Here is a 20,381-nt window from a genome sequence, read left to right on the forward strand (position 1 = left end):
GCAATTATGCGGTTAAGGCGTCATCCACCAGCTTGGCCTGCTGCTGGTTGTGCTTGCTCATCAGGCCGGTGGCGGGCGAAGCGGCTTCGACGCGGCCGGCATAGACCGGACGCTTCGACTTCAGCCCCAGCTCGGTGAGCGTGGTTTCGATATACGGCTCGACGAAGGCCCAGGCGCCCATGTTCTTCGGCTCTTCCTGGCACCAGACGACGGTCTTGGCATTCTTGTAACGGCCAAGCTCCTTGATCAGCGCCTTGTGCGGGAACGGGTACAGCTGTTCCAGGCGCAGGATCACGGTGTCCTTCATCTCGCGCTTCTGACGTTCCTCGAACAGGTCGTAATAGACCTTGCCCGAGCACAGGATCACGCGCTTGACCTTGGCGTCGTCGGCCGGCTGTGCGTCGTCCCATAGCACGCGATGGAAGGACGAGCCGGGACCCATCTCTTCCAGCTTCGAGACCGCCAGCTTGTGACGCAGCAGCGACTTCGGCGTCATCAGGATCAGCGGCTTGCGGAACTTGCGGTGCACCTGCCGGCGCAGGACGTGGAAGTAGTTGGCCGGCGTGGTGCAGTTCGCCACCTGCATGTTGTCCTCGGCGCAGAGCTGCAGATAGCGCTCCAGGCGGGCCGAGCTGTGCTCGGGACCCTGGCCTTCATAGCCATGGGGCAGCAGCACGGCGAGACCCGACATGCGCATCCACTTGGCTTCGCCCGAGGAGATGAACTGGTCGAACACCACCTGGGCGCCATTGGCGAAATCGCCGAACTGGCCTTCCCACATGACCAGCGTGTTCGGCTCGGCCAGGCTGTAGCCGTATTCATAGCCGAGGACAGCCACCTCGGAGAGCAGGCTGTCGATCACTTCGTAATTGGCCTGACCCTCGGCGATGTGGTTGAGCGGCACATAGCGCTCTTCGCTCTGCTGGTCATGCCAGACGCTGTGACGCTGACTGAAGGTGCCGCGGCCACAATCCTGGCCCGACAGGCGCACGCCATAGCCTTCCACCTGCAGCGAGCCGAAAGCCAGTGCTTCGCCGGTCGCCCAGTCGATACCCTCGCCCGCCTCGATCGCGGCACGGCGGTTGGCGGTGTTGCGCGCCAGGGTCTTGTGGATGTTGAAGCCGTCCGGCACCGTCGTGATGGCCAGACCGACCTTCTTCAGGGTCTCGATCTCGACCGCCGTGGTGCCGCGGCGCTCATCGCCCGAGGCGATCTCCAGACCGGCCCACTTGCCTTCCAGCCAGTCGGCCTTGTTCGGCTTGAACGACTTGGACGCTTCCAGTTCCTCTTCCAGCTGGTTCTGGAAGTCGGTCACCATCGCCTCGGCTTCGGCCTCAGTCAGCGTGCCTTCGTCGACCAAGCGCTTGGCATAGATCTGACGCGTGGTCGGGTGCGTCGCGATCGTGCGGTACATGATCGGCTGGGTGAAGGACGGATCGTCCGTCTCATTATGGCCGTGACGGCGATAGCAGAACAGGTCGACGACCACGTCCTTCTTGAACTTCTGGCGGAACTCCACGGCGATCTTGGCCACATGGGTCACGGCTTCCGGATCATCGCCATTCACATGGAAGATCGGCGCCTGCACCACCTTGGCGCCATCCGAGGGATAAGGCGAGGAGCGCGAGTAGGACGGATTGGTGGTGAAGCCAATCTGGTTGTTGACGATGATGTGGATGGTGCCGCCGGTGCGATAGCCGCGCAGCTCAGACAGCGCAAAGCATTCCGCCACCACGCCCTGGCCGGCAAAGGCCGCGTCGCCATGCAGCAGCACGGTCATCACCTGGCCGCGTTCGATATCGCCCATCTGGGTCTGCTTGGCGCGCGACTTGCCGAGGCAGACCGGATTGACGATCTCGAGATGCGACGGATTGGCCGCCATCGACAGATGCACCTTGTTGCCGTCGAACTCGCGGTCCGACGACACGCCGAGATGGTACTTCACATCGCCCGAGCCCTGGAAATCGTCCGGGTGGTAGGCCATGCCCTTGAATTCGGTGAAGATGGCGCGATAGGGCTTGGCCATCACGTTGGCGAGCAGGTTGAGGCGGCCGCGATGCGGCATGCCCAGCTCGATATCCTGCAGGCCGAGCTGGCCGCCACGCTTGATGATGGCTTCCATCGCCGGGATCAGCGCTTCGCCGCCTTCCAGGCCGAAACGCTTGGTGCCGGTGAACTTCATATGGCAGAAGCGCTCGAAAATCTCGCCTTCCACCAGCTTCTTCAGGATCGCCTTCTTGCCCTCGGGCGTAAACTGCACTTCCTTGTCGCGGCCTTCGATGCGCTCCTGGATCCAGGCCTTCTGCTCCGGATGGTAGATGTGCATGAACTCCACGCCGATGCTGGCGCAGTAGGTGCGGCGCAGGATCTGTAGGATTTCACGCAGCGTGGAGCTTTCCAGCCCCAGCATGTTGTCGATGAAGATCGGCCGGTCCATGTCGGCTTCGGTAAAGCCGTAGGATTCCGGTTCCAGCTCCGGATGCGCGCCCGGCGCCTGGATACCCAGCGGGTCCAGGTTGGCCATCAGATGGCCGCGGATGCGGTAGTTGCGGATCAGCATGGCAGCGCGGATGGTGTCCAGCGCCGCATTGCGGGCATCGGCCGGCGAAGCGCCGCCCTTGACCGCGCGGTCGGCCGCCTTCGCCGCCTTGCCCTGCGCGCCCAGCAGACCTTCATCGTCTAGCTGGATCAGCGCATTGGCCGGCGCCCAGGAGGCCCGGCTCAGGGCGTCGCTCGGCCTGGCGAAGTCATCGCCGAGCGCCTCGAAGAATTGCTTCCACGAGGCGTCGACGCTGTCGGGGTTGGCTACGTACTTGGCGTACAGCTCCTCCACGAAGGTGCTGTTGCCACCGTAGAGAAATTGCGTGCGTTCAAGCTGCGCCGTCATCGATGTCGTGGCGCCGCTTGTTGGCCGGCGCCGCCCTCTATGTTCCCGTTTACTTGCCGTTCAAGAAATCGACCAGGGTGGTGCCGAGCGCTGCCGGGCTTTCCGAAACTCGGATGCCGGCCGAACGCATGGCCTCCAGCTTGGTATTCGCATCGCCCTTGCCGCCCGAGATGATGGCGCCGGCATGACCCATGCGGCGGCCCGGAGGCGCGGTACGACCGGCGATGAAGCCGACCGTCGGCTTCTTCACCTTCGACTTCATCAGGAATTCGGCGGCTTCTTCCTCGGCACTGCCGCCGATTTCGCCGATCATGATGATGTACTGGGTCTCGTCGTCGCCGAGGAACAGGTCCAGCGCGTCGATGAAGTTGGTGCCGTTGACCGGATCGCCGCCGATGCCGATGCAGGTGGTCTGACCCAGACCCGCGGCGGTCGTCTGCGCGACGGCTTCATAGGTCAGCGTGCCGGAGCGCGACACGATGCCGACCTTGCCGCGGCGATGGATATGGCCGGGCATGATGCCGATCTTGCATTCGCCGGGCGTGATGACGCCCGGGCAGTTCGGGCCGATCAGGCGGGTCTTCGAGCCGGTGAGGGCGCGCTTGACCTTGACCATGTCGAGCACCGGGATGCCTTCGGTGATGCAGACCACCAGCGGAATTTCCGCGTCGATGGCTTCCAGGATCGAGTCGGCCGCGAACGGCGGCGGGACATAGATCACCGAGGCATTGGCGCCGGTCTTTTCGACGGCGTCGGCGACGGTGTTGAACACCGGCAGGCCGATATGCTGCGTGCCGCCCTTACCCGGGGTGACGCCGCCGACCATCTTGGTGCCGTAGGCAATCGCCTGTTCGCTGTGGAAGGTACCCTGGCTGCCAGTGATGCCCTGGCAGATGACCTTGGTGTCCTTGTTGACGAGAACAGCCATGTTACTTGGCTCCCTTCACGGCCTTCACCACCTTTTCGGCGGCGTCGGCGAGATTGTCGGCAGAGATGATCGGCAGGCCGCTCTCAGCCATGATCTTCTTGCCCAGATCGACGTTGGTGCCTTCCAGGCGCACCACCAGCGGCACGGCGAGCTTGACCTCGCGGGCCGCGGCGACCACGCCCTCGGCGATGACGTCGCAACGCATGATGCCGCCAAAGATATTGACCAGGATGCCCTTCACGCTCTTGTCGCCAAGGATGATCTTGAAGGCAGCCGTGACGCGTTCCTTGGTGGCGCCGCCGCCGACATCGAGGAAGTTGGCCGGCTCGGAGCCGTACAGCTTGATGATGTCCATGGTGGCCATGGCCAGGCCGGCGCCGTTGACCATGCAGCCAATCTCGCCATCGAGCTTGACGTAGTTCAGCGACCACTTGGCGGCTTCGAGTTCGGACGCGTCTTCCTCGTCCGGATCGCGCATGTCTTCCACATCCTTGTGGCGGTACAGCGCGTTGTCGTCGAAGTTCATCTTGGCATCCAGCGCGATCATCTCGCCGGCGCCGGTGACGACCAGCGGGTTGATTTCAACGATAGAGGCGTCGAGCGCCACGAAGGCCTCGTACATCGCCTGCATGAACTTCACCGCCGACTGCACCTGCTTGCCTTCGAGGCCGAGGCCGAAGGCAATCTGGCGCGCATGATGCGGCTGCAGGCCGCTGGCCGGGTCGATGGCGACTTTGAGGATTTTCTCGGGATGCGAGGCGGCGACCTCTTCGATCTCCATGCCGCCCTCGGTCGAGGCCATCACGGTGATGCGCGAGGTGGCGCGGTCGACCAGGAAGCTCAAGTAAAGCTCACGCTTGATGTCACAGCCTTCCTCGATATAGAGGCGTTTGACCAGCTTGCCCTCGGGACCGGTCTGGTGCGTGACCAGGGTCATGCCGAGAATGCTCTTGGACTGCGCGGCGACATCGTCGAGCGACTTTACCACCTTGACGCCGCCGCCCTTGCCACGGCCGCCGGCATGGATCTGGGCCTTCACCACCCAGACCGGACCGCCAAGCTGCTTGGCAACGGTGAGCGCCTCATCGGCGGTGAACGCGACTCCGCCACGCGGGACGGCGACGCCGTATTTCGCGAGCAGGCTTTTCGCCTGGTATTCATGGATATTCATGCTGACCTTCGGGTTTTCTGACCCCGGGCAAAACCCGGGTTTCTGTGAGTGCCCTTCAGGGGCCGAGGTTATAGCAGCCTTCGGAAGGGCCGCAACCGCCGTGCCGGTCAAATCGCAGGTTTTTCGACGAAAGTTCACGGGATTGCAGCGGCTTATGACACCGTGACCCTGCCCCATAACCAGATGGTATACCCGCCCGCCATTCTACGGGGCCGGGCAGTTACCCGATGGTACCACGGTATGGTGTTGCCGGCCGCTCAGCGGCGCTGCTGCAGGGCGCGCTCCACCGCCGGCCGGTCACCGTAGGTGTACAGGCGGGGATTGATCTGCGGGTTGAAGTCGATCTGGTTGAGCGTGATCGAGGTGACCTTGCCCTGGGCATCAGTGACGGTCCAGCCGGCAAATTCCAGCGGCTTGTCGCCGAAGACCACGGTGAGCGAGCCTTCCTTGGGCCGGTCCGGCGCAAACAGCGTCACCCGCAGGATGGCGGCTCCGCGTTCCACCTTGGAAATGCCGACGCTGTCGTCGAACACCACCTTGTCGCGCAGCAGCAGATCCAGCGGGGTCGCACCCAGCGGAATGCGCTCCACCGATTTCAGCTCGCGGTCTTCCATGATGATATAGGCGCCGTCCGACACGATCAGCATCGGCACCGGCGGGTCGAATTCGAAGCGGAAGCGGCCCGGGCGGCTCATGTAGATCTTGCCCTCGGCCGCGCCGCCATCGGGGGCGACCTGCAGGAAACGGCCCTGCATGGTCCGCACGCGGTTGAAATATTCGGAAATGCGGTCGAGATCGGTGCGGTCCTGGGGCGTCAGCTTGGCGCTGCCCGCCGGAGCGGCGGCATAGGCGGCGGCAAAGGGGACCTGCGCCGCGGTTGCGGCGATGGCCATGGCGAGTAGGAAGCGGCGGCGATCAGTCATGGCTATGAGGGGTAGCCCCGGCAGATGGCGAAATCAAGGCATCCTGCCTAAGCTGCCGGTCGGACAACCACGGAGCGCCAGCCATGATCCTCACCACCACCGACAGCGTCGAGGGCCGCAAGGTCGCCAGCTATCTCGGCATCGTCGCCGGCGAAGCGGTGATGGGCACCAATGTCTTCCGCGACTTTTTCGCCGGCATCACCGACATCCTGGGCGGCCGGTCGGGCTCTTACGAAAAGGAACTGCGCAAGGCCAAGGCGCTGGCGCTGGAAAGCCTGACGGAGGAAGCCCAGGCACTGGGCGCCGATGCCGTGATCGGCATGGACCTGGATTACCAGCAGATCGGCGGCAGTGATCGCCAAATGTTGATGGTCGCCGCCAGTGGAACTGCGGTAAAACTGGGCTGACGCCGGGTCTCAGCGCCCCGGTTGCACCGGGGGAATCCAAAAATGGAATCGCGCTTTACCAGCTTCGTCGGCGGGCCGACGGGGCCGTGGAAGATTCTGTCCATCACCACACTGGCCGGCGACGGCCTGCCGATGGCGTCATGCTTGTCGCTGTATGACGGGTTGCTGGAGGCGGAAGATTCCCTCTGGCAGCTGCGCGGCGTGGCCAGCAATCTGCGCTACACAAGCGAGGCCGAGCGCAAGGCCCTGACCGCCATACAGCCGGGACTGGGCCGTCCCGAGGCGCGCTGCGCCGCGCTGATCCCGATCCGCAAGACCGCGGCCTGGTGGCTGCTGGCCCAGGACGAGCGGCGGGCGATCATCGATGAGCAATCGCGCCATATCGCCATCGGCATGACCTATCTGCCCGCCGTCGCGCGTAAACTGTTCCATGCCCGCGATCTGGGAGAGCCCTTCGACTTCCTCACCTGGTTCGAGTTCGCGCCCGCCGATACCGCGGCCTTCGACGGTCTGCTGGCAGCGCTGCGCGCTACTCCAGAATGGGAATACGTCGACCGGGAAGTAGAAATTCGGCTAGACCGGACCGAGAAATAGAACTTGAAATAGCACGACCGTTCTATATTCTGCGGCAGACCCTCCCCACCGCACAGGTCCAATCATGTCCAAAGCCAAGTCCGCGGCCAACGTCAATAAAAGCACGAACATTCGTGTATTACTAGCCTTTATAGGCCAGCGCAGCCTAATTCAGGCCGGGTTCGCCCTGGCGCCCACATGGGCCGCCGAACGGGCCGCACGGCTGTTCCTGCGGCCCTGGCAGAAACCCCGACCCGATCGTTCCCGGTATGTTTCACGTGAAACACCCTTTGGCGCTGAAAGTCCCTTCGGGCCGGTCGCTGCCTGGAGCTTCGGCCGGGCCGGCGATCCCACCATCCTGCTGGTGCATGGCTGGGATGACGATCATGTCAGCTGGGCACCGCTGATCGACAAGCTGGTGACACGCGGCTTTCGCGTGCTGGCCCTCGATCTGCCGGGCCATGGCCGCAGTGCGGTCGGCACTGCCGGGGTGACCTCGATCCCGGTGCTGGCCGCCGCGGTTGCCGCTGTGGGGCGCGAGGCCGAAGCCATCGGTGCCGCGCCGATCCACACCACCATCGCGCATTCCATGGGCGGCACCGCCACAGTGCTTGCTGCTGCCGAACTGGGGCTGAAGACGCAGCGCCTGGCCCTGCTGGCGCCGCCCAACCATCCGCGCCTGTTCGCTGCCGCGCTGATGACCATGCTGAAACTGGATGAAGCACAAACCGCGCGCGTCTTCACAGCCATCGAGCGGCTGGTCGGCCGCAGTATGGACTCACTTTACCTGCCGCCCAAGCTGCGCAGCCTGGTGATGCCAGGCCTGATCCTGCACAGCCGCGATGACCGCGTGGTGCCACTGCAGCACAGCCAGGAGAATGCTGCGGCCTGGACGGCCGCGCAGTTCCGCATTGTTGACGGGCTGGGCCATCGCCGCCTGATGAGCGATGCCGGGGTGCACAGCATGCTGCTGCATTTCATCGACAGCCATGCGCCCGCCGATGCCTATGGTCCGGTGAAGACCGACGCCGCCGACTAGCGTTTGAGTTGGGCTGCGTGATGGGCGATGTGGTCGCCGATGAAGCTGGCTATGAAATAATAGCTGTGGTCGTAGCCGGCCTGCAGCCGGAGTGTCAGCGGCATGCCCACAGCCGCACAGGCATTGGCCAGCAGCTGTGGCTTGAGCTGCGGCTCCAGGAATTCATCCGCCGTGCCCTGGTCGATCAGCACCGGTTTGTGCCAGTCGGTGGTGGCGGCCAGCTGCGTGGCATCCCAGGCGTTCCACGTGGAACGGTCGGCGCCCAGATACCCGGCGAAGGCCTTCTCGCCCCAGGGTACCTGCGATGGCGCGACAATCGGCGCGAAGGCCGAGACGGATTTATAGCGCTGCGGATTGCGAAAGGCGCAGACCAGCGCGCCATGGCCGCCCATCGAATGACCGAAGATGCCGCTGCGCGCCGCCTCCACCGGGAAATGCTGCGCCACCAGTGCCGGCAATTCCTCGGTGACGTAGGAATACATGCGGTAATGCCGCGACCACGGCGACAGCAAAGCATCGACATAGAAGCCGGCGCCGGAGCCGAAATCGTAAGCGTCATCCTCGCCAGGAATGGCCACGCCGCGCGGACTGGTGTCTGGCGCGATCAGGATCAGGCCATGCTCGGCGGCATAGCGCTGGGCGCCGGCCTTGGCCACCATATTCTCCCAGGTGCAGGTCAGACCCGACAGATAGTAGAGCACCGGCAGCTTCGCGCCCTTGTCGGCGGCCTGGGCCGGCAGGTAGACGGCGAATTCCATGTCGCAGCCCAGCACGGCCGAACGATGGCGCCAAACCTGTTGCTGACCGCCGAAGCAGGCCCAGTTTTTAATGCGTTCCATTAAAACGTGACCACCGAGCGGATCGACTTGCCTTCATGCATCAGATCGAAGGCATCGTTGATCTTGTCCAGCGGCATCACATGCGTAATCAGGTCGTCGATATTGATTTTGCCGTCCATGTACCAGTCGACGATCTGCGGCACATCGCTGCGCCCGCGCGCGCCGCCGAAGGCCGAGCCCTTCCAGACGCGACCCGTCACCAGCTGGAACGGCCGCGTCGAGATTTCCGCGCCCGAGGGCGCCACACCGATGATGACAGATTCGCCCCAGCCCTTGTGGCAGCATTCCAGCGCCTGGCGCATCGTCTTGGTGTTGCCGATGCATTCGAAGCTGAAATCGGCACCGCCCTTGGTCAGCTCGACCAGATGCGGCACCAACTCATCGTCCTTCATGTCCTTCGGGTTGACGAAATGCGTCATGCCGAATTTCTCGGCCATCGCCTTGCGCGCCGGATTGATATCGACGCCGATGATGCGGTCGGCGCCAACCATGCGGGCGCCCTGGATCACATTCAACCCAATGCCGCCCAGGCCGAAGACCACCACATTGGCGCCGGCCTGCACTTTGGCGGTGTAGACCACAGCACCGATGCCGGTGGTGACGCCGCAGCCGATATAGCAGACCTTCTCGAACGGCGCGTCCGGCCGGATCTTGGCCACCGCGATCTCGGGCAGCACCGTGTAGTTGGCGAAGGTGGAGGTACCCATGTAATGCCACACGGTTTCGCCGCGGCATTTGAAACGGCTGGTGCCGTCGGGCATCTGGCCGGCGCCCTGGGTGATGCGGATCGACTGGCAGAGATTGGTCTTGCGGCTCAGACAGTAGTCGCACTGGCGGCACTCCGGCGTGTAGAGCGGAATGACGTGATCGCCCTTCTTCACGCTGGTGACGCCGGGACCGATATCGACCACCACACCGGCACCTTCATGGCCGAGGATGCAGGGAAACTTGCCCTCGCTATCGAGGCCCGACAGCGTATAGGCATCGGTATGGCAGACGCCGGTGGCCTTGATCTCGACCAGCACTTCGCCGGCGCGCGGGCCGTCCAGCTTCACGGTCTCGATGCTGAGCGGCTTCTTGGCCTCGAAAGCGACAGCGGCGCGCACGTCCATGGCGATTCTCCTGCGATATGATCCGCAGGAGAATAGAGGCCCGGCAGGCCTGAAGGGAACCCTCAGGCCACGATCGTTCAGGTTACGCCGGCGTGACCACCGGCTGCGGCCGCGGCAGCATGCTGACCAGACCGAGCAGCGCCATCACCAGCATGGCCATCGGCATCGGCTGCACGCCCGGCAGCGGCAGCAGGTTGACCAGCGCCGCGCCGAGGGTGGCGCCAGCCATCTGCAGGGCGCCGATCAGGGCAGAGGCTGCACCGGCGCGCTGCGGAAACGGCTGCAGGGCGGCTGACACGGTGATCGGATTGACGATGCCGATGCCATAGAGGAAGACCAGCGTGGCGCCGATGGCCGGCCACAGGCCCGGCAGGATGCTGACCTGTGCCAGCATCAGCGCAGCCCCGGCGCTGAGCACCAGGAAACCGATGCGACCGGCCGCTGCCGCACCGAAACGACGCATCAGCTTCGGCGCGCTGTAGCCGCCGGCAAAGACAGCAAACACCGTGAAACTGGAGATCAGGCCGAAACCGGTCGGGCTCTGGCCATAGGCGGCGATGAACAGGCCCGGCGCACCGGCGAAGAAGGCGAACAACGCGCCCAACGCACAGGTGGTGGCAAGGGCCGGCTGCAGGAACAGCGGACTGGTCAGCAGGCTGCCATAGGCCGCGAAAGCGCCGCCCAGGCCCGGGCGATGGGTGGTTGCCGGCCGGGTCTCGCCCAGGAGGCGCAGCACCAGCAGCAGGATGACGATGCCGAAACCGGCCACCGCATAGAACGGCGCGCGCCAGTTGAACGCTTCCTGCATCAGGCCACCGAGCAGAGGGCCGAAACCGGGTGCGACCGCCACACCGGTCATGATGAGACCGAGCGCCTTGCCCAGAGCGGCACCATCGAACAGATCGCGCGCCATGGCACGGCCGACCACCGAGGCCGCGCAGGCGCCAACCGCCTGCAACGCGCGCCCGACGATCAGCGTCTCGATATCCGTTGCCGTGGCGCAAAGCAGCGTCGCGGCGAAGAACAGCGCCAGGCCCACCACCAGAACCGGCCGGCGGCCGTAGCGATCCGACAACGGTCCGGCAACCAGCTGGCAGACCGCAAAGACCGCAAGATAGACCGTCAGCGTCAGACGTACCGTATCGGCATCGGCCTGCAACGCCTGGCCGATCACTGGCAGGGCCGGCAGATAGATATTGGTCGACAGCATGCCGATAGCGGCCAGCGCCGTCAGCAGCACGATCAGCGGCACATAGGACAGGACGGGCTTCATGCAGCGCGCTCGATGGCAATCGCCGTGGCTTCGCCGCCGCCGATGCAGAGCGAGGCGACGCCACGCTTGCCGCCCGAGCGTTCCAGCGCATTGAGCAAAGTCACGATGATCCGCGCACCGGTGGCGCCGATCGGATGGCCGAGCGCGCAGGCGCCGCCCAGCACGTTGACGCGGTCGTGGCCGATATTCAGCTCGCGCATCGCCGCCATCGGCACGGCCGCGAAAGCCTCGTTGATCTCGAACAGGTCGACGTCGTTGACGCTCCAGTCGATCCTGCCCAGCAGCTTGCGGATCGCCGGGATCGGCGCGGTGGTGAACCAGGCCGGATCCTGGGCATGCACGGCATGGCCCACGATCCGCGCCACCACCGGCAGGCCACGCTCCTGTGCCAGCGAGGCACGGGTCAGCACCATGGCGGCCGCGCCATCGGCATTGGCGCTGGAACTGGCCGGCGTAATGGTGCCGTTGGCCTTGAAGGCGGCCTTCAGGGTCGGAATCTTCTCGGGGCTGACTTTCAGCGGATTCTCGTCGCGGCTGACGGTTTCGGCGCCCTTCACCGTCGGCGTGACGCTGACGATCTCGGCATCGAACCAGCCGCTTTCCACGGCCTTGCGAGCGCGGGTCAGCGTCTCAATGGCATAGGCATCCTGCTCGGCACGGGTGAAGCCGTATTTCGCGGCACAATCCTCGCCAAAGGTGCCCATGGCGCGGTCGCGCTCATAGGCGTCTTCCAGGCCATCCAGCGCCATGTGATCCAGCACCTTGGTATGGCCGGCCTTATGGCCGAACCGCATCTGCGGCAGCAGATACGGTGCACCCGACATACTCTCCATGCCGCCGGCCACCATGATATCGGCCGAACCGGCGCGCAGCATGTCATGGGCCAGCATGGTGGCGCGCATCCCCGACCCGCAGACCTTGTTGATGGTGACGGCGCCAACGTGATCGGGCAGCCCGGCCTTGCGTGCCGCCTGCCGTGCCGGTGCCTGGCCCTGGCCCGCCGGCAGCACGCAGCCCATCAGCACCTCGTCGATCTCATCGCCCTTCACCCCGGCACGTTCCAAGGCCGCCTTGATGGCCACGGCGCCAAGTTCGTTGGCCGCCACTGAAGCGAGCGCGCCGCCGAAACGCCCCAGCGGCGTGCGGATGGCGGATGCGATGACGATGGGATCATGGGCGGACAGGGTGGGCGACATGGGCGGCTCTCCGTAATTTCTCTTGCCGTCCTATTTAGATGATTGCTATCATCTATCCGTCAAGCGCTTTTTTGCAGCGCGGAAAGGTCTCCATGCGTCGCTCGGCCGAGGAAAAGGCGGAAACCCGCCGCCAGATCGTCAAAACGGCCGGCCGCATGATCCGCGGCAAAGGACTCGCCGAAACCGGCCTGGCCGAGGTGATGGCTGAAGCCGGCCTCACCCATGGCGGCTTCTACCGGCATTTCGCCTCGAAAGACGACCTTGCCGCCGCTGCCGTGACCGAGGCCCTGGCGGCCATGCGCGCCCGCCTGCTGGCCATCGCCGCCAAGGCGCCAGAAGGCCAGGCGCTGGAAGCCGTGGTGGAAACCTATCTGACCGAAGCGCATCGCGACCGGCCGGAGCATGGCTGCGTCATGGCGTCGGTCGGCATGGAAGCTCAGCGCGCCGGCGGCGTTGTGCAGGCAGCGTACGAGGACGGCATCGCGAAACTGCTGGCCCTCTTCAGCGGCGTGATCGAGGCGCCGACAAAACGCCAGGCGGAAGATCGTGCCCATGCCGTGCTGGCCGTGCTGGTCGGTGGCCTGCTGCTGGCGCGCGCGCTGAAACACGATCCGGCACAGTCGCAACGTGCCCTGAAGAATGCGCGCCAGGCGGCACTGGCCGCGGCGATCGGCAATTAAGCGGTGCGCCGCCGGCGTCGTATCGCGACCGCACCGCCTACAGCCACCAGCACGATACCGGCGATGACAACAGCCAGATTCGCCTTGAGCCAACGTTTGACCGGCAGCACATAATAGTCCCATTGCCGTTTATGCGCGCCGGCGAAATCCGGCGCCGGGCAATCCAGACCGAACTGCGCCCCCCAGGATACATAGGCACCTTCACGCAGATAGCGCCGGTATATCGCATCGGATTGTTCGATGGCGCCGACGCTCTGCAGCCAGACGGAGGCATGGCACAGTACGGCGGCGAAGGCCTGCGACCGCGGCGGCAGCTGGTCGGCCGCCGCAATGGCCTGGCTCACTGCCAGATAGCGATAGTGAAAGCGCTGGTCGGAGACCGGCGTGCTGGCCTCGAAGCGCTCGACCTCGCCTCGCGTCACGAACGGACCCACCTGCACATCCGTCTGCCCGGAGCCGACATCATAGGCACCATTGAAGATGAAGAAGTCGGGCGCCTGCTCGTAGCCCATGATCTCCATGCCGCTGTACCGGGCCAGCCGGGCCGCAGCATACAATCCTTCTGCGCGACCGATCCTGGTCCAGGCCTTGTCGGCGGTCCGCAGGGCCGCCGCATAATCCGAGGCCTGCTGCCGGACCGGCATCGGCCGCCCCGACCAGTGGGGCTGCCAGCGAACAGGAAAATAGGGAATGGCCTCGGCAATTCGGCCTTCACGCACCAGACGACGCGCCAGCAGCTGACGCAATTCCATATCCGGCTTGGGCGGAATACGACCCCATTGATCCTTCGGGCCCTGATCGCCGCTTTCCGGCACGGCCGCATCGATGAAGCGTTTCAGTTCATCCGAAGACACAACCCGCTCGGCGACATAGGCGAGATCCGACCAGTAGACCGGTGCCGCCCCATACAGATGCTCCAGCGCCTGCACATAGTCGCCGCGTGCCAGGGCCAGCGTGCCCTGCTCGCCACGCAGACGGAACCGCAGACCGGGTTCGAGATCGGCGCCGCCCGGCGTCACCGCACGGACCGCGACCGCATACTGCGCCGCCGCGCCGTCGCGATCGCCGGCGCGCAGGGCGAGCTTGGCCTTCACCCAGCCAGCCAGCGGTCCGGCAGCCCGATCCGCCAGCCGGCCCGCCAGATCGAACCGGCCAAGGTCATAAGCAAGGACGGCCAGGCGGTCGATGCCGGCCACGGCCGGCAGCCCCTGCGCGTCCAGCACCGCGAGCAGACGCTCCACCGCAGCGCTGCCGCCGCTCCGTCCGCGCAGCAGCGGTCCATCGTCGATATCGACAGCGTAGCGTTCACCATACAGGAGATGGGCCACCAACATGCGCTGCAGCAGCGGCTGCGCCGCGGCGCTGCGCAGCAGAGCGTCATCATCAAGAATCCGGCGCAAAACGATCCGCAGCGAATCATTGCCGCTGCTGTTGCTTTCCTGATTGGCCTGATCGGCGTAGAGCATCACCGCCCGCAGCAAAGCCTGTCCGTTGCGACCGGCCTCGCAGGATTGCGGCGCATCGGTCATATCGAGATGCAACCGCGCCTCTTCGCCATAGCTGGCCAGCGCCAGGCCGAGCGGATCGGGACTGCCCTGGCGGGCCAGCGAGCGGACCTGCTGGAACGATTCTGCCGCAGACGTTACATCGCAGGCATCGGCAGGCGGCACCAGGTGCGCAATGGCGGCTCGCGACTTGCCGAGCATATAAGCGGCCCAGGTGGCCCGGCTCGCGGCGTCGGGCTGTTGCAGCACAGCGGCAAAGCGACCGGCGGCCCGCTCCAACATCACCACGCGCTCGGCCGCCAGCATGCGGCCATCGCCGGTGGCGCGTAGATAATCCACCGCGCCGGCCGTGTAGAGCCGGACCGCCGGCGGCAAGCCGCCACCGACCGCAAAGGCGGCATCGCCATCGGCCACCATGCGCATGGTCTTGACCAGGGCGACATGATGCGAGGCCATGCCGTCAACCTCGGCTGTTTCGCGCGCGACATAACTGGTCCTGAACCGCGGACCGGATAATGGCACCAGTTGCCCGACTTCCCAGCTGAAACTGTTGGCCGGGACCGCCTCCAGCGTTTCGGCACGGTTATCCAGCAGCTGCCAGGGAAAATTCGGCCCGCAGGCCACGGCGATACCGGTCCCCGCCAGGGCAAAACCCGCGGCCCAAAAGATGGCCCTGTGCTTCTGCATCATAGTCCTCAGCCTATCGTTCAAGTTTTACCACCGGTGCACCGCCCTCGCAGCGCAGCCACCCGATCCGTCTTTCGCGCCCGACCCGCAGCAGCCCATCCTGGCGGCGGATCAGCATGGCGCCGCCGCCATCGCGCCCGATCGCATAGCCGTTGATGCCATCCGCGGCACAGCCAGACGGCAGATAGACCTGCAGCGGCAGGCGGTCATCAATGTTGCCGGCATTGGTCAGCACGATATCGAACAGCCCCGGCGTCTCCGTCGGGCGCGGCGCGGCGGTCAAGGCGCTGCGCAGAGCATCCTGCCGCAGCACCGCATGCCAGGCCGGCAGGCTCCAGGCCCGGGCATCCTCCGCCGTTGGCAGACGGAACCAGGCAATCGCGGTCAGCCGCGCCGGCGGGCGTTCGCCCAGATCGCGCAGGAAACCGGCAAGCACCTGCGGCATCACCACCAGTTCACGGCTCGCGGCGCCATCGACCGGGACGGGTCGTTCGCTTTCGATGGCGATCATGCGACCATCGTTATTCCAGGAGATGCGCGTGCCGTAAGCCGGCAGGGCCAGGCTCCAGGGCCGCGGCGTGCGCCGGGCGAAAGCCTCGATCCAGGCCTTTGCCTGCGCCGGATCGAACAGGCCGCGCATGGGATCGAGCACGGCATGCACCTGCAGCACGCTTTCGTCGGCGCTTTTCAGCAGCTGTTCCAGCAGCGGCGAGCCAAGCCAGGTCGGCAAAGCGGTGATCGACAGGACCAGATCAGGCGGCAGCACGCCCCGCAGCTCGGCCAGGACATCGGCATAAGCCGGCAGCCGCGCCGTGCCGGCATCATGATCGATCTCCACACCGCGCAGGTTTACGCCCGCATGGCGCCATGCCGCCGCCAGGTTCGGCAGATCCCTGTGAAGGATGCGGATATCGCCATCCATCCTTTGCCCGTCGATGCGGGCCACCATCATGACCGGCCGGCCGGAAGCCGCCAGCAGCGCCAGATCGGGAGCCGTCATCGACGGCCAGCCATAGCGATCGATATCCATCGCCAGGACGCGCCATTGCCGGATCAGGGGGGTGGAGGTTTGCAGCGCGTCGGCCAGGGAGGCCGTCCATTTGCGCTGCCAGATATAGGCGTCATTGGGGAGGGCAGGTTCTGCCCGCAGCGGCCAGGACAGCATGAGGACAAGCATCGCCGCCAGTCCCCTGGACCAGATGCCAACCTGCCCCCCGCGTTTCATTCTGCCACATCCTGCCGACCGAACCGCGCCCACGCGATTCACCCAAGTGAATAATGCCGTGGGATTGCGGCATAAAAAAGTCCGGCGTGGCAGCCGGACTTCTTCATACTTGAATATGCACCCGGCAGCCTACTCGGCCGCCTCGATGTTGCGGGCCAGCACTTCGCGCTTGCCGACATGGTTGGCGGTGCCGACCACGCCTTCCTTTTCCATGCGTTCCATGATGCGGGCGGCACGATTATAGCCGATCTGCAGATGGCGCTGGATGAAGGAGGTGCTGGCCTTGCGCTCGCGGCAGACCAGGGCCACGGCCTGGTCATACAAATTGTCTTCCTCGCTGCCGCCGCCCTCGCCGCCGCCGCCCGGGGCGCCATATTTGCCGCCATCGAGATCGGCGGTGACCGCCTCGACATAGACCGGCTCGGCCTGGTCCTTCAGCATCTTGACCACACGCTCGACCTCTTCGTCCGAGACGAAGGGACCGTGCACGCGGCTGATGCGGCCGGCGCCCGGCATGAACAGCATGTCGCCCATGCCCAGCAGCTGCTCGGCGCCCTGCTCGCCCAGGATGGTGCGGCTGTCGATCTTCGAGGTCACCTGGAAGGAGATGCGGGTCGGGAAGTTCGCCTTGATCGTGCCGGTGATGACGTCGACCGAGGGACGCTGGGTGGCCATGATCAGGTGAATGCCGGCGGCGCGCGCCATCTGCGCCAGACGCTGGATGGCGGCCTCGATATCCTTGCCGGCGACCAGCATCAGGTCAGCCAGCTCGTCGACGATCACGACGATGAAGGGCAGCGGATTGAGATCGACCGGGCGTTCCTCGTAGATCGGCTTGCCGCCTTCATCGAAGCCGGTCTGCACAGTGCGGCCGAGCTTCTCGTCTTTCGCCTTGGCCTGGGCCAGGCGCTCGTTATAGCTGGCGATATTCCGCACGCCGAGTTCCGACATCTTGCGATAGCGGTCCTCCATCTCACGCACGGTCCATTTCAGCGCGACCACGGCCTTGCCGGGCTCGGTCACGACTGGCGCGAGCAGATGCGGGATACCGTCATAGACGGAGAGTTCCAGCATCTTGGGGTCGACCATGATGAAGCGGCACTGGTCCGGCGTCAGCTTGTAGAGCAGCGACAGGATCATGGTGTTGATCGCCACCGACTTGCCCGAGCCGGTGGTGCCGGCGACGAGCAGATGCGGCATCTTGGTCAGGTCGGCGATGATGGCCGAACCGCCGATATCCTTGCCCAGCGCCAGGCCGAGCTTGGTCGACGGCGCCTCGAATTCGGCCGAGGACAACAGTTCGCGCAGGTAAACCGTCTCGCGCTTGGCATTGGGCAGTTCGATGCCGATGGCATTGCGGCCGGGGATGACCGCGACACGGGCCGACAGCGCACTCATCGAACGCGCGATATCATCGGAAAGCCCGATGACGCGGCTGGACTTGGTGCCCGGTGCGGGTTCGAGCTCATAGAGAGTGACGACCGGACCAGGACGAACCTTGGTGATCTCGCCCTGCACGCCGAATTCGTTCAGCACCGATTCCAGCATGCGCGCATTCTGTTCCAGCGCATCTTCGTTGATCTTTTCGCGCGCAGAGTCGGCCGGCGCCGGCTTGAGCAGTGACAGTTCCGGCAGTTCGAAATCGCCGGCATCGCCGAGATTGAGCGTGGTCTGGGCCTCGCGGGCGGCACGACTGCCGCTCTTCGGCTTTTCGATGCGGCGGGTGACGCGGCCCTCGTCGGCCTTCTTCGCCACCGGCAGGCGCGGCAGGTCGCCCTCATCCTCGTCCTCATCGAGATCGTCCGGATCGATATAGTCGTCGTCGGCAGCCCGGGTCTTCTTGGCCTTGCCGAAGCTCGGTTCGGCCTTGCGCACCACCGGCTTGTCGTCGTCATCGTCACGGCTGCCGGCGAAGAATTCCTTCAGGCGACCGAAGAAGCCATGGGCGGCCTGGCCGCCGCGCATGGCCGCCTTGCCGCCATGATAGATGCCCTGCGCCGCCAGGCCAGTGGTGGCCGCGGCGCCGAAGCCGAGGCCGGCGCCCATGCTGCGCCATTCGCTGGTGGACAGGCCGGAAGCGAAATAGAAGCAGAGCACGGCAAAGCCGAAGCAGACGACGGCCGGCAGCACCGCCGAGATCGGCAGACCGAGCATGACGCCGAACGGCACCAGCTGGTGATACAGGATGTAGTCACCGACCACGCCGCCGAGGCCGGCGCGCATGGCCCACATGGCGGGCACCGGCAGGGCGGCGGCAAAGCAAGCGAACAGGATCAGGGTGAGCGGCACCAGGGCGACGTTCAGCCACCAGCGCGGCAGGCCGCGATGGGAGACGACGCGGAAGCCCCAACTGGCCAGCAGCAGCACGAACAGCCAGGCCGAAAGACCCAGCGTCTGCAGCAGCACGTCGGAGATATAGGCGCCGGGCAGGCCAAGCCAGTTCCGCGGCGCCATCGGCGTGGCGTGATTGAAATTCGGATCGGCCGGATCGAAGGTGGCCAGCGCCAGCGCCAGCAGGAAGCCGATACCGAGAATCAGGATGCCGCCGCCCTCCCGGGCCCGCAGCAGCAGGAAGTCGTCGAAGCCCTCGGGGAAAAACGAGCGTTTCTTCTTGGACCTGGCGGCCATGCCATCCTCTTAACTATATTCGGCAACACAAACGGAGCCAGGCCGAGCCGATTCGCCCTAGCCTGGGTAGTTAAGCCCCCAGAACGTTACTGATTCGTTGAAGCGCCGTGCGGGTGCTCTCCAGATCGGCCACCAGGGCAATGCGCAGATACGGTTTTCCGGCCTTTTCGCCGTCATTTTCCGGGCGAGTCAGATAATTGCCCGGCAGGGTGCGAATCCCGGCCTCGCGCCACAGCTTCAGGGCCGCCGCCTCCGGATCGCCGACATCCAGCCAGAGGTAGAAGCCGCCAGCCGGGCGGAAAAAGCCGAACCGGTTGCCCAGCACATTCTGCGCCATGTCGAATTTCTGGCGGTAGAGCGCCCGGTTGGCCTCGACATGGGCCTCGTCGTTCCACAGCGCGGTGGAGGCCTCGACCACCGGCATCATCAGGCCGGCGCAACCGTAATTGCGCAGCTTGATGAAGGCCTGGAGAATCTCGAGATCGCCGGCGCAGAAGCCCGAGCGCAGGCCCGGGGCGCTGGAACGCTTGGACAGCGAATGGAAAACCACGACATTCTTCAGCGCGTCTTTCGTCGCCTTGCCGCCCGACAGCTTCATCGCGGCTTCCAGACCGCCCGGTGGCGGCGCGTCGCAATAGATCTCGGCATAGCATTCATCGAAGGCGATGACGAAATCATGCTCGCGCGCCAGTTCGATCAGCCGCGCCATGTACTCCAGGCTGGCCACCGTCCCCTGAGGATTGGCCGGCGAGCAGAGATAGACCAGCGCCGTACGCTGCAGCACCTCGCGCGGCAGGCTTGAGAAATCGGGCATGAAGCCGTTCTCGGCCGTCGCAGCGACGAAATAGGGCTCGGCGCCGCAGGCCGCCGCCGCACCCACATAGGTCTGGTAGAAGGGGTTGGGCATCAGCACCAGCGGCTTTTCGCCTTTCGGGCCCTTCTTCTGCGGGATCACCACCTGGGCCACCATGAACAGGCCCTCGCGGGTGCCGTTCAGCGCCACGATCTGCTTTTCCGGGTCGATCAGACCCTCGGGCAGGTGATAGCGGCGATTGAGCCAGCTGGCGCAGGCGGCGCGCAGCTCGGGCGAACCGTTGGCGGTGGGATAGCGGCTGAGGCTGGAGAGATCGCGCGTCAGGGTCTCAACCACGAAACCCGGCAGTGCATGCTGCGGCTCGCCGATCGACAGATTGATCGGTGTGACGCCCGGCGGCAGCGGCTCATGATCGAGCAGGGCACGCAGGCGGGTGAACGGATAGTCTGTCAGAAGCTCGAGGCCGGGATTCAGCATGGCGACATTCGCGGGAC

General features: G+C 65.2%; 16 protein-coding genes. 4 read left to right on the forward strand and 12 right to left on the reverse strand.

Translation table 11 applies throughout. From position 1 onward, the window contains the following. Nucleotides 1-4: 4 nt before the first annotated feature. The 4 genes from AC1ROT_RS06190 to AC1ROT_RS06205 all read right to left on the reverse strand — a co-directional run bounded on the left by AC1ROT_RS06190 (nt 5) and on the right by AC1ROT_RS06205 (nt 5,909). Nucleotides 5-2,887 carry a 2-oxoglutarate dehydrogenase E1 component gene (locus tag AC1ROT_RS06190; RefSeq protein WP_492969538.1) on the reverse strand — a complete coding sequence of 961 codons (2,883 nt, stop codon included), beginning with the start codon at nt 2,885-2,887 and terminating at the stop codon, nt 5-7. Nucleotides 2,888-2,936: 49 nt separating this feature from the next. Beyond that, the gene (sucD, locus tag AC1ROT_RS06195; protein WP_492969537.1) at nt 2,937-3,815 is read right to left on the reverse strand and encodes a succinate--CoA ligase subunit alpha; all 879 of its coding nucleotides are present in this window, start codon (nt 3,813-3,815) and stop codon (nt 2,937-2,939) included. 1 nt (nt 3,816) lies between these two features. Then, entirely contained in the window at nt 3,817-4,986 is a 1,170-nt protein-coding gene (sucC, locus tag AC1ROT_RS06200; RefSeq protein ID WP_492969536.1) for an ADP-forming succinate--CoA ligase subunit beta, read from the reverse strand. 257 nt (nt 4,987-5,243) lie between these two features. Continuing rightward, complete coding sequence (locus AC1ROT_RS06205) at nt 5,244-5,909, reverse strand: LolA family protein (protein ID WP_492969535.1); 666 nt, start codon at nt 5,907-5,909, stop codon at nt 5,244-5,246. A gap of 83 nt (nt 5,910-5,992) precedes the next feature. Between AC1ROT_RS06205 and AC1ROT_RS06210 the strand changes: the two genes are divergently transcribed. The 3 genes from AC1ROT_RS06210 (at nt 5,993) to AC1ROT_RS06220 (ending at nt 7,928) form a co-directional block, all read left to right on the forward strand. Then, complete coding sequence (locus AC1ROT_RS06210; RefSeq protein ID WP_492969534.1) at nt 5,993-6,316, forward strand: YbjQ family protein; 324 nt, start codon at nt 5,993-5,995, stop codon at nt 6,314-6,316. 42 nt (nt 6,317-6,358) lie between these two features. Further along, a complete protein-coding gene (locus AC1ROT_RS06215; RefSeq protein WP_492997795.1) occupies nt 6,359-6,910 on the forward strand; it encodes a chlorite dismutase family protein in 552 nt (183 codons plus the stop codon). Between the two features lie 64 nt (nt 6,911-6,974). Beyond that, a complete protein-coding gene (locus AC1ROT_RS06220; protein WP_492997796.1) occupies nt 6,975-7,928 on the forward strand; it encodes an alpha/beta hydrolase in 954 nt (317 codons plus the stop codon). On the opposite strand, the gene fghA is transcribed toward AC1ROT_RS06220, so the two are convergent. The 4 genes from fghA to AC1ROT_RS06240 all read right to left on the reverse strand — a co-directional run bounded on the left by fghA (nt 7,925) and on the right by AC1ROT_RS06240 (nt 12,348). After that, nucleotides 7,925-8,767, reverse strand: coding sequence for an S-formylglutathione hydrolase (fghA, locus tag AC1ROT_RS06225; RefSeq protein WP_492997797.1), 843 nt, complete (start codon nt 8,765-8,767; stop codon nt 7,925-7,927). The genes AC1ROT_RS06220 and fghA overlap by 4 nt on opposite strands. After that, nucleotides 8,767-9,879 carry an S-(hydroxymethyl)glutathione dehydrogenase/class III alcohol dehydrogenase gene (locus tag AC1ROT_RS06230; RefSeq protein ID WP_492997799.1) on the reverse strand — a complete coding sequence of 371 codons (1,113 nt, stop codon included), beginning with the start codon at nt 9,877-9,879 and terminating at the stop codon, nt 8,767-8,769. The genes fghA and AC1ROT_RS06230 overlap by 1 nt, the downstream gene beginning before the upstream one ends. A gap of 82 nt (nt 9,880-9,961) precedes the next feature. After that, entirely contained in the window at nt 9,962-11,152 is a 1,191-nt protein-coding gene (locus AC1ROT_RS06235) for a multidrug effflux MFS transporter (RefSeq protein ID WP_492997801.1), read from the reverse strand. Next, nucleotides 11,149-12,348 (reverse strand): thiolase family protein, encoded by a 1,200-nt coding sequence (locus AC1ROT_RS06240; RefSeq protein WP_492997802.1) that lies wholly within the window; start codon nt 12,346-12,348, stop codon nt 11,149-11,151. Before AC1ROT_RS06240 ends, AC1ROT_RS06235 begins: the two co-directional genes overlap by 4 nt. A 92-nt stretch (nt 12,349-12,440) precedes the next feature. Between AC1ROT_RS06240 and AC1ROT_RS06245 the strand changes: the two genes are divergently transcribed. Further along, on the forward strand, nt 12,441-13,028 hold the full coding sequence (locus AC1ROT_RS06245) for a TetR/AcrR family transcriptional regulator (RefSeq protein WP_492997804.1): 588 nt from the start codon (nt 12,441-12,443) through the stop codon (nt 13,026-13,028). Here the strand turns inward: AC1ROT_RS06245 and AC1ROT_RS06250 are convergent. The 4 genes from AC1ROT_RS06250 to dapC all read right to left on the reverse strand — a co-directional run bounded on the left by AC1ROT_RS06250 (nt 13,025) and on the right by dapC (nt 20,364). Continuing rightward, nucleotides 13,025-15,223, reverse strand: coding sequence for a hypothetical protein (locus AC1ROT_RS06250; RefSeq protein WP_492997805.1), 2,199 nt, complete (start codon nt 15,221-15,223; stop codon nt 13,025-13,027). The genes AC1ROT_RS06245 and AC1ROT_RS06250 overlap by 4 nt on opposite strands. Nucleotides 15,224-15,233: 10 nt before the next feature. Beyond that, nucleotides 15,234-16,445, reverse strand: a complete 1,212-nt coding sequence (locus tag AC1ROT_RS06255) for a DUF3142 domain-containing protein (RefSeq protein ID WP_492997807.1) — start codon at nt 16,443-16,445, stop codon at nt 15,234-15,236. A 129-nt stretch (nt 16,446-16,574) separates the two neighbouring features. Continuing rightward, nucleotides 16,575-19,073 (reverse strand): DNA translocase FtsK, encoded by a 2,499-nt coding sequence (locus tag AC1ROT_RS06260; protein ID WP_492997810.1) that lies wholly within the window; start codon nt 19,071-19,073, stop codon nt 16,575-16,577. Between the two features lie 70 nt (nt 19,074-19,143). Beyond that, entirely contained in the window at nt 19,144-20,364 is a 1,221-nt protein-coding gene (gene dapC, locus AC1ROT_RS06265) for a succinyldiaminopimelate transaminase (RefSeq protein ID WP_492997813.1), read from the reverse strand. Between the last annotated feature and the right edge of the window lie 17 nt (nt 20,365-20,381).

The sequence above is a fragment of the Ferrovibrio sp. GW821-FHT12E11 genome (assembly GCF_058806975.1).

Excerpts from the sequence above, each read along its gene's own strand:
- AC1ROT_RS06190 (WP_492969538.1), bottom strand. The coding sequence starts at position 2,887 with ATGACGGCGCAGCTTGAACGCACGCAATTTCTCTACGGTGGCAACAGC.
- sucD (WP_492969537.1), bottom strand. The coding sequence starts at position 3,815 with ATGGCTGTTCTCGTCAACAAGGACACCAAGGTCATCTGCCAGGGCATC.
- sucC (WP_492969536.1), bottom strand. The coding sequence starts at position 4,986 with ATGAATATCCATGAATACCAGGCGAAAAGCCTGCTCGCGAAATACGGC.
- AC1ROT_RS06205 (WP_492969535.1), bottom strand. The coding sequence starts at position 5,909 with ATGACTGATCGCCGCCGCTTCCTACTCGCCATGGCCATCGCCGCAACC.
- AC1ROT_RS06210 (WP_492969534.1), top strand. The coding sequence starts at position 5,993 with ATGATCCTCACCACCACCGACAGCGTCGAGGGCCGCAAGGTCGCCAGC.
- AC1ROT_RS06215 (WP_492997795.1), top strand. The coding sequence starts at position 6,359 with ATGGAATCGCGCTTTACCAGCTTCGTCGGCGGGCCGACGGGGCCGTGG.
- AC1ROT_RS06220 (WP_492997796.1), top strand. The coding sequence starts at position 6,975 with ATGTCCAAAGCCAAGTCCGCGGCCAACGTCAATAAAAGCACGAACATT.
- fghA (WP_492997797.1), bottom strand. The coding sequence starts at position 8,767 with ATGGAACGCATTAAAAACTGGGCCTGCTTCGGCGGTCAGCAACAGGTT.
- AC1ROT_RS06230 (WP_492997799.1), bottom strand. The coding sequence starts at position 9,879 with ATGGACGTGCGCGCCGCTGTCGCTTTCGAGGCCAAGAAGCCGCTCAGC.
- AC1ROT_RS06235 (WP_492997801.1), bottom strand. The coding sequence starts at position 11,152 with ATGAAGCCCGTCCTGTCCTATGTGCCGCTGATCGTGCTGCTGACGGCG.
- AC1ROT_RS06240 (WP_492997802.1), bottom strand. The coding sequence starts at position 12,348 with ATGTCGCCCACCCTGTCCGCCCATGATCCCATCGTCATCGCATCCGCC.
- AC1ROT_RS06245 (WP_492997804.1), top strand. The coding sequence starts at position 12,441 with ATGCGTCGCTCGGCCGAGGAAAAGGCGGAAACCCGCCGCCAGATCGTC.
- AC1ROT_RS06250 (WP_492997805.1), bottom strand. The coding sequence starts at position 15,223 with ATGATGCAGAAGCACAGGGCCATCTTTTGGGCCGCGGGTTTTGCCCTG.
- AC1ROT_RS06255 (WP_492997807.1), bottom strand. The coding sequence starts at position 16,445 with ATGAAACGCGGGGGGCAGGTTGGCATCTGGTCCAGGGGACTGGCGGCG.
- AC1ROT_RS06260 (WP_492997810.1), bottom strand. The coding sequence starts at position 19,073 with ATGGCCGCCAGGTCCAAGAAGAAACGCTCGTTTTTCCCCGAGGGCTTC.
- dapC (WP_492997813.1), bottom strand. The coding sequence starts at position 20,364 with ATGCTGAATCCCGGCCTCGAGCTTCTGACAGACTATCCGTTCACCCGC.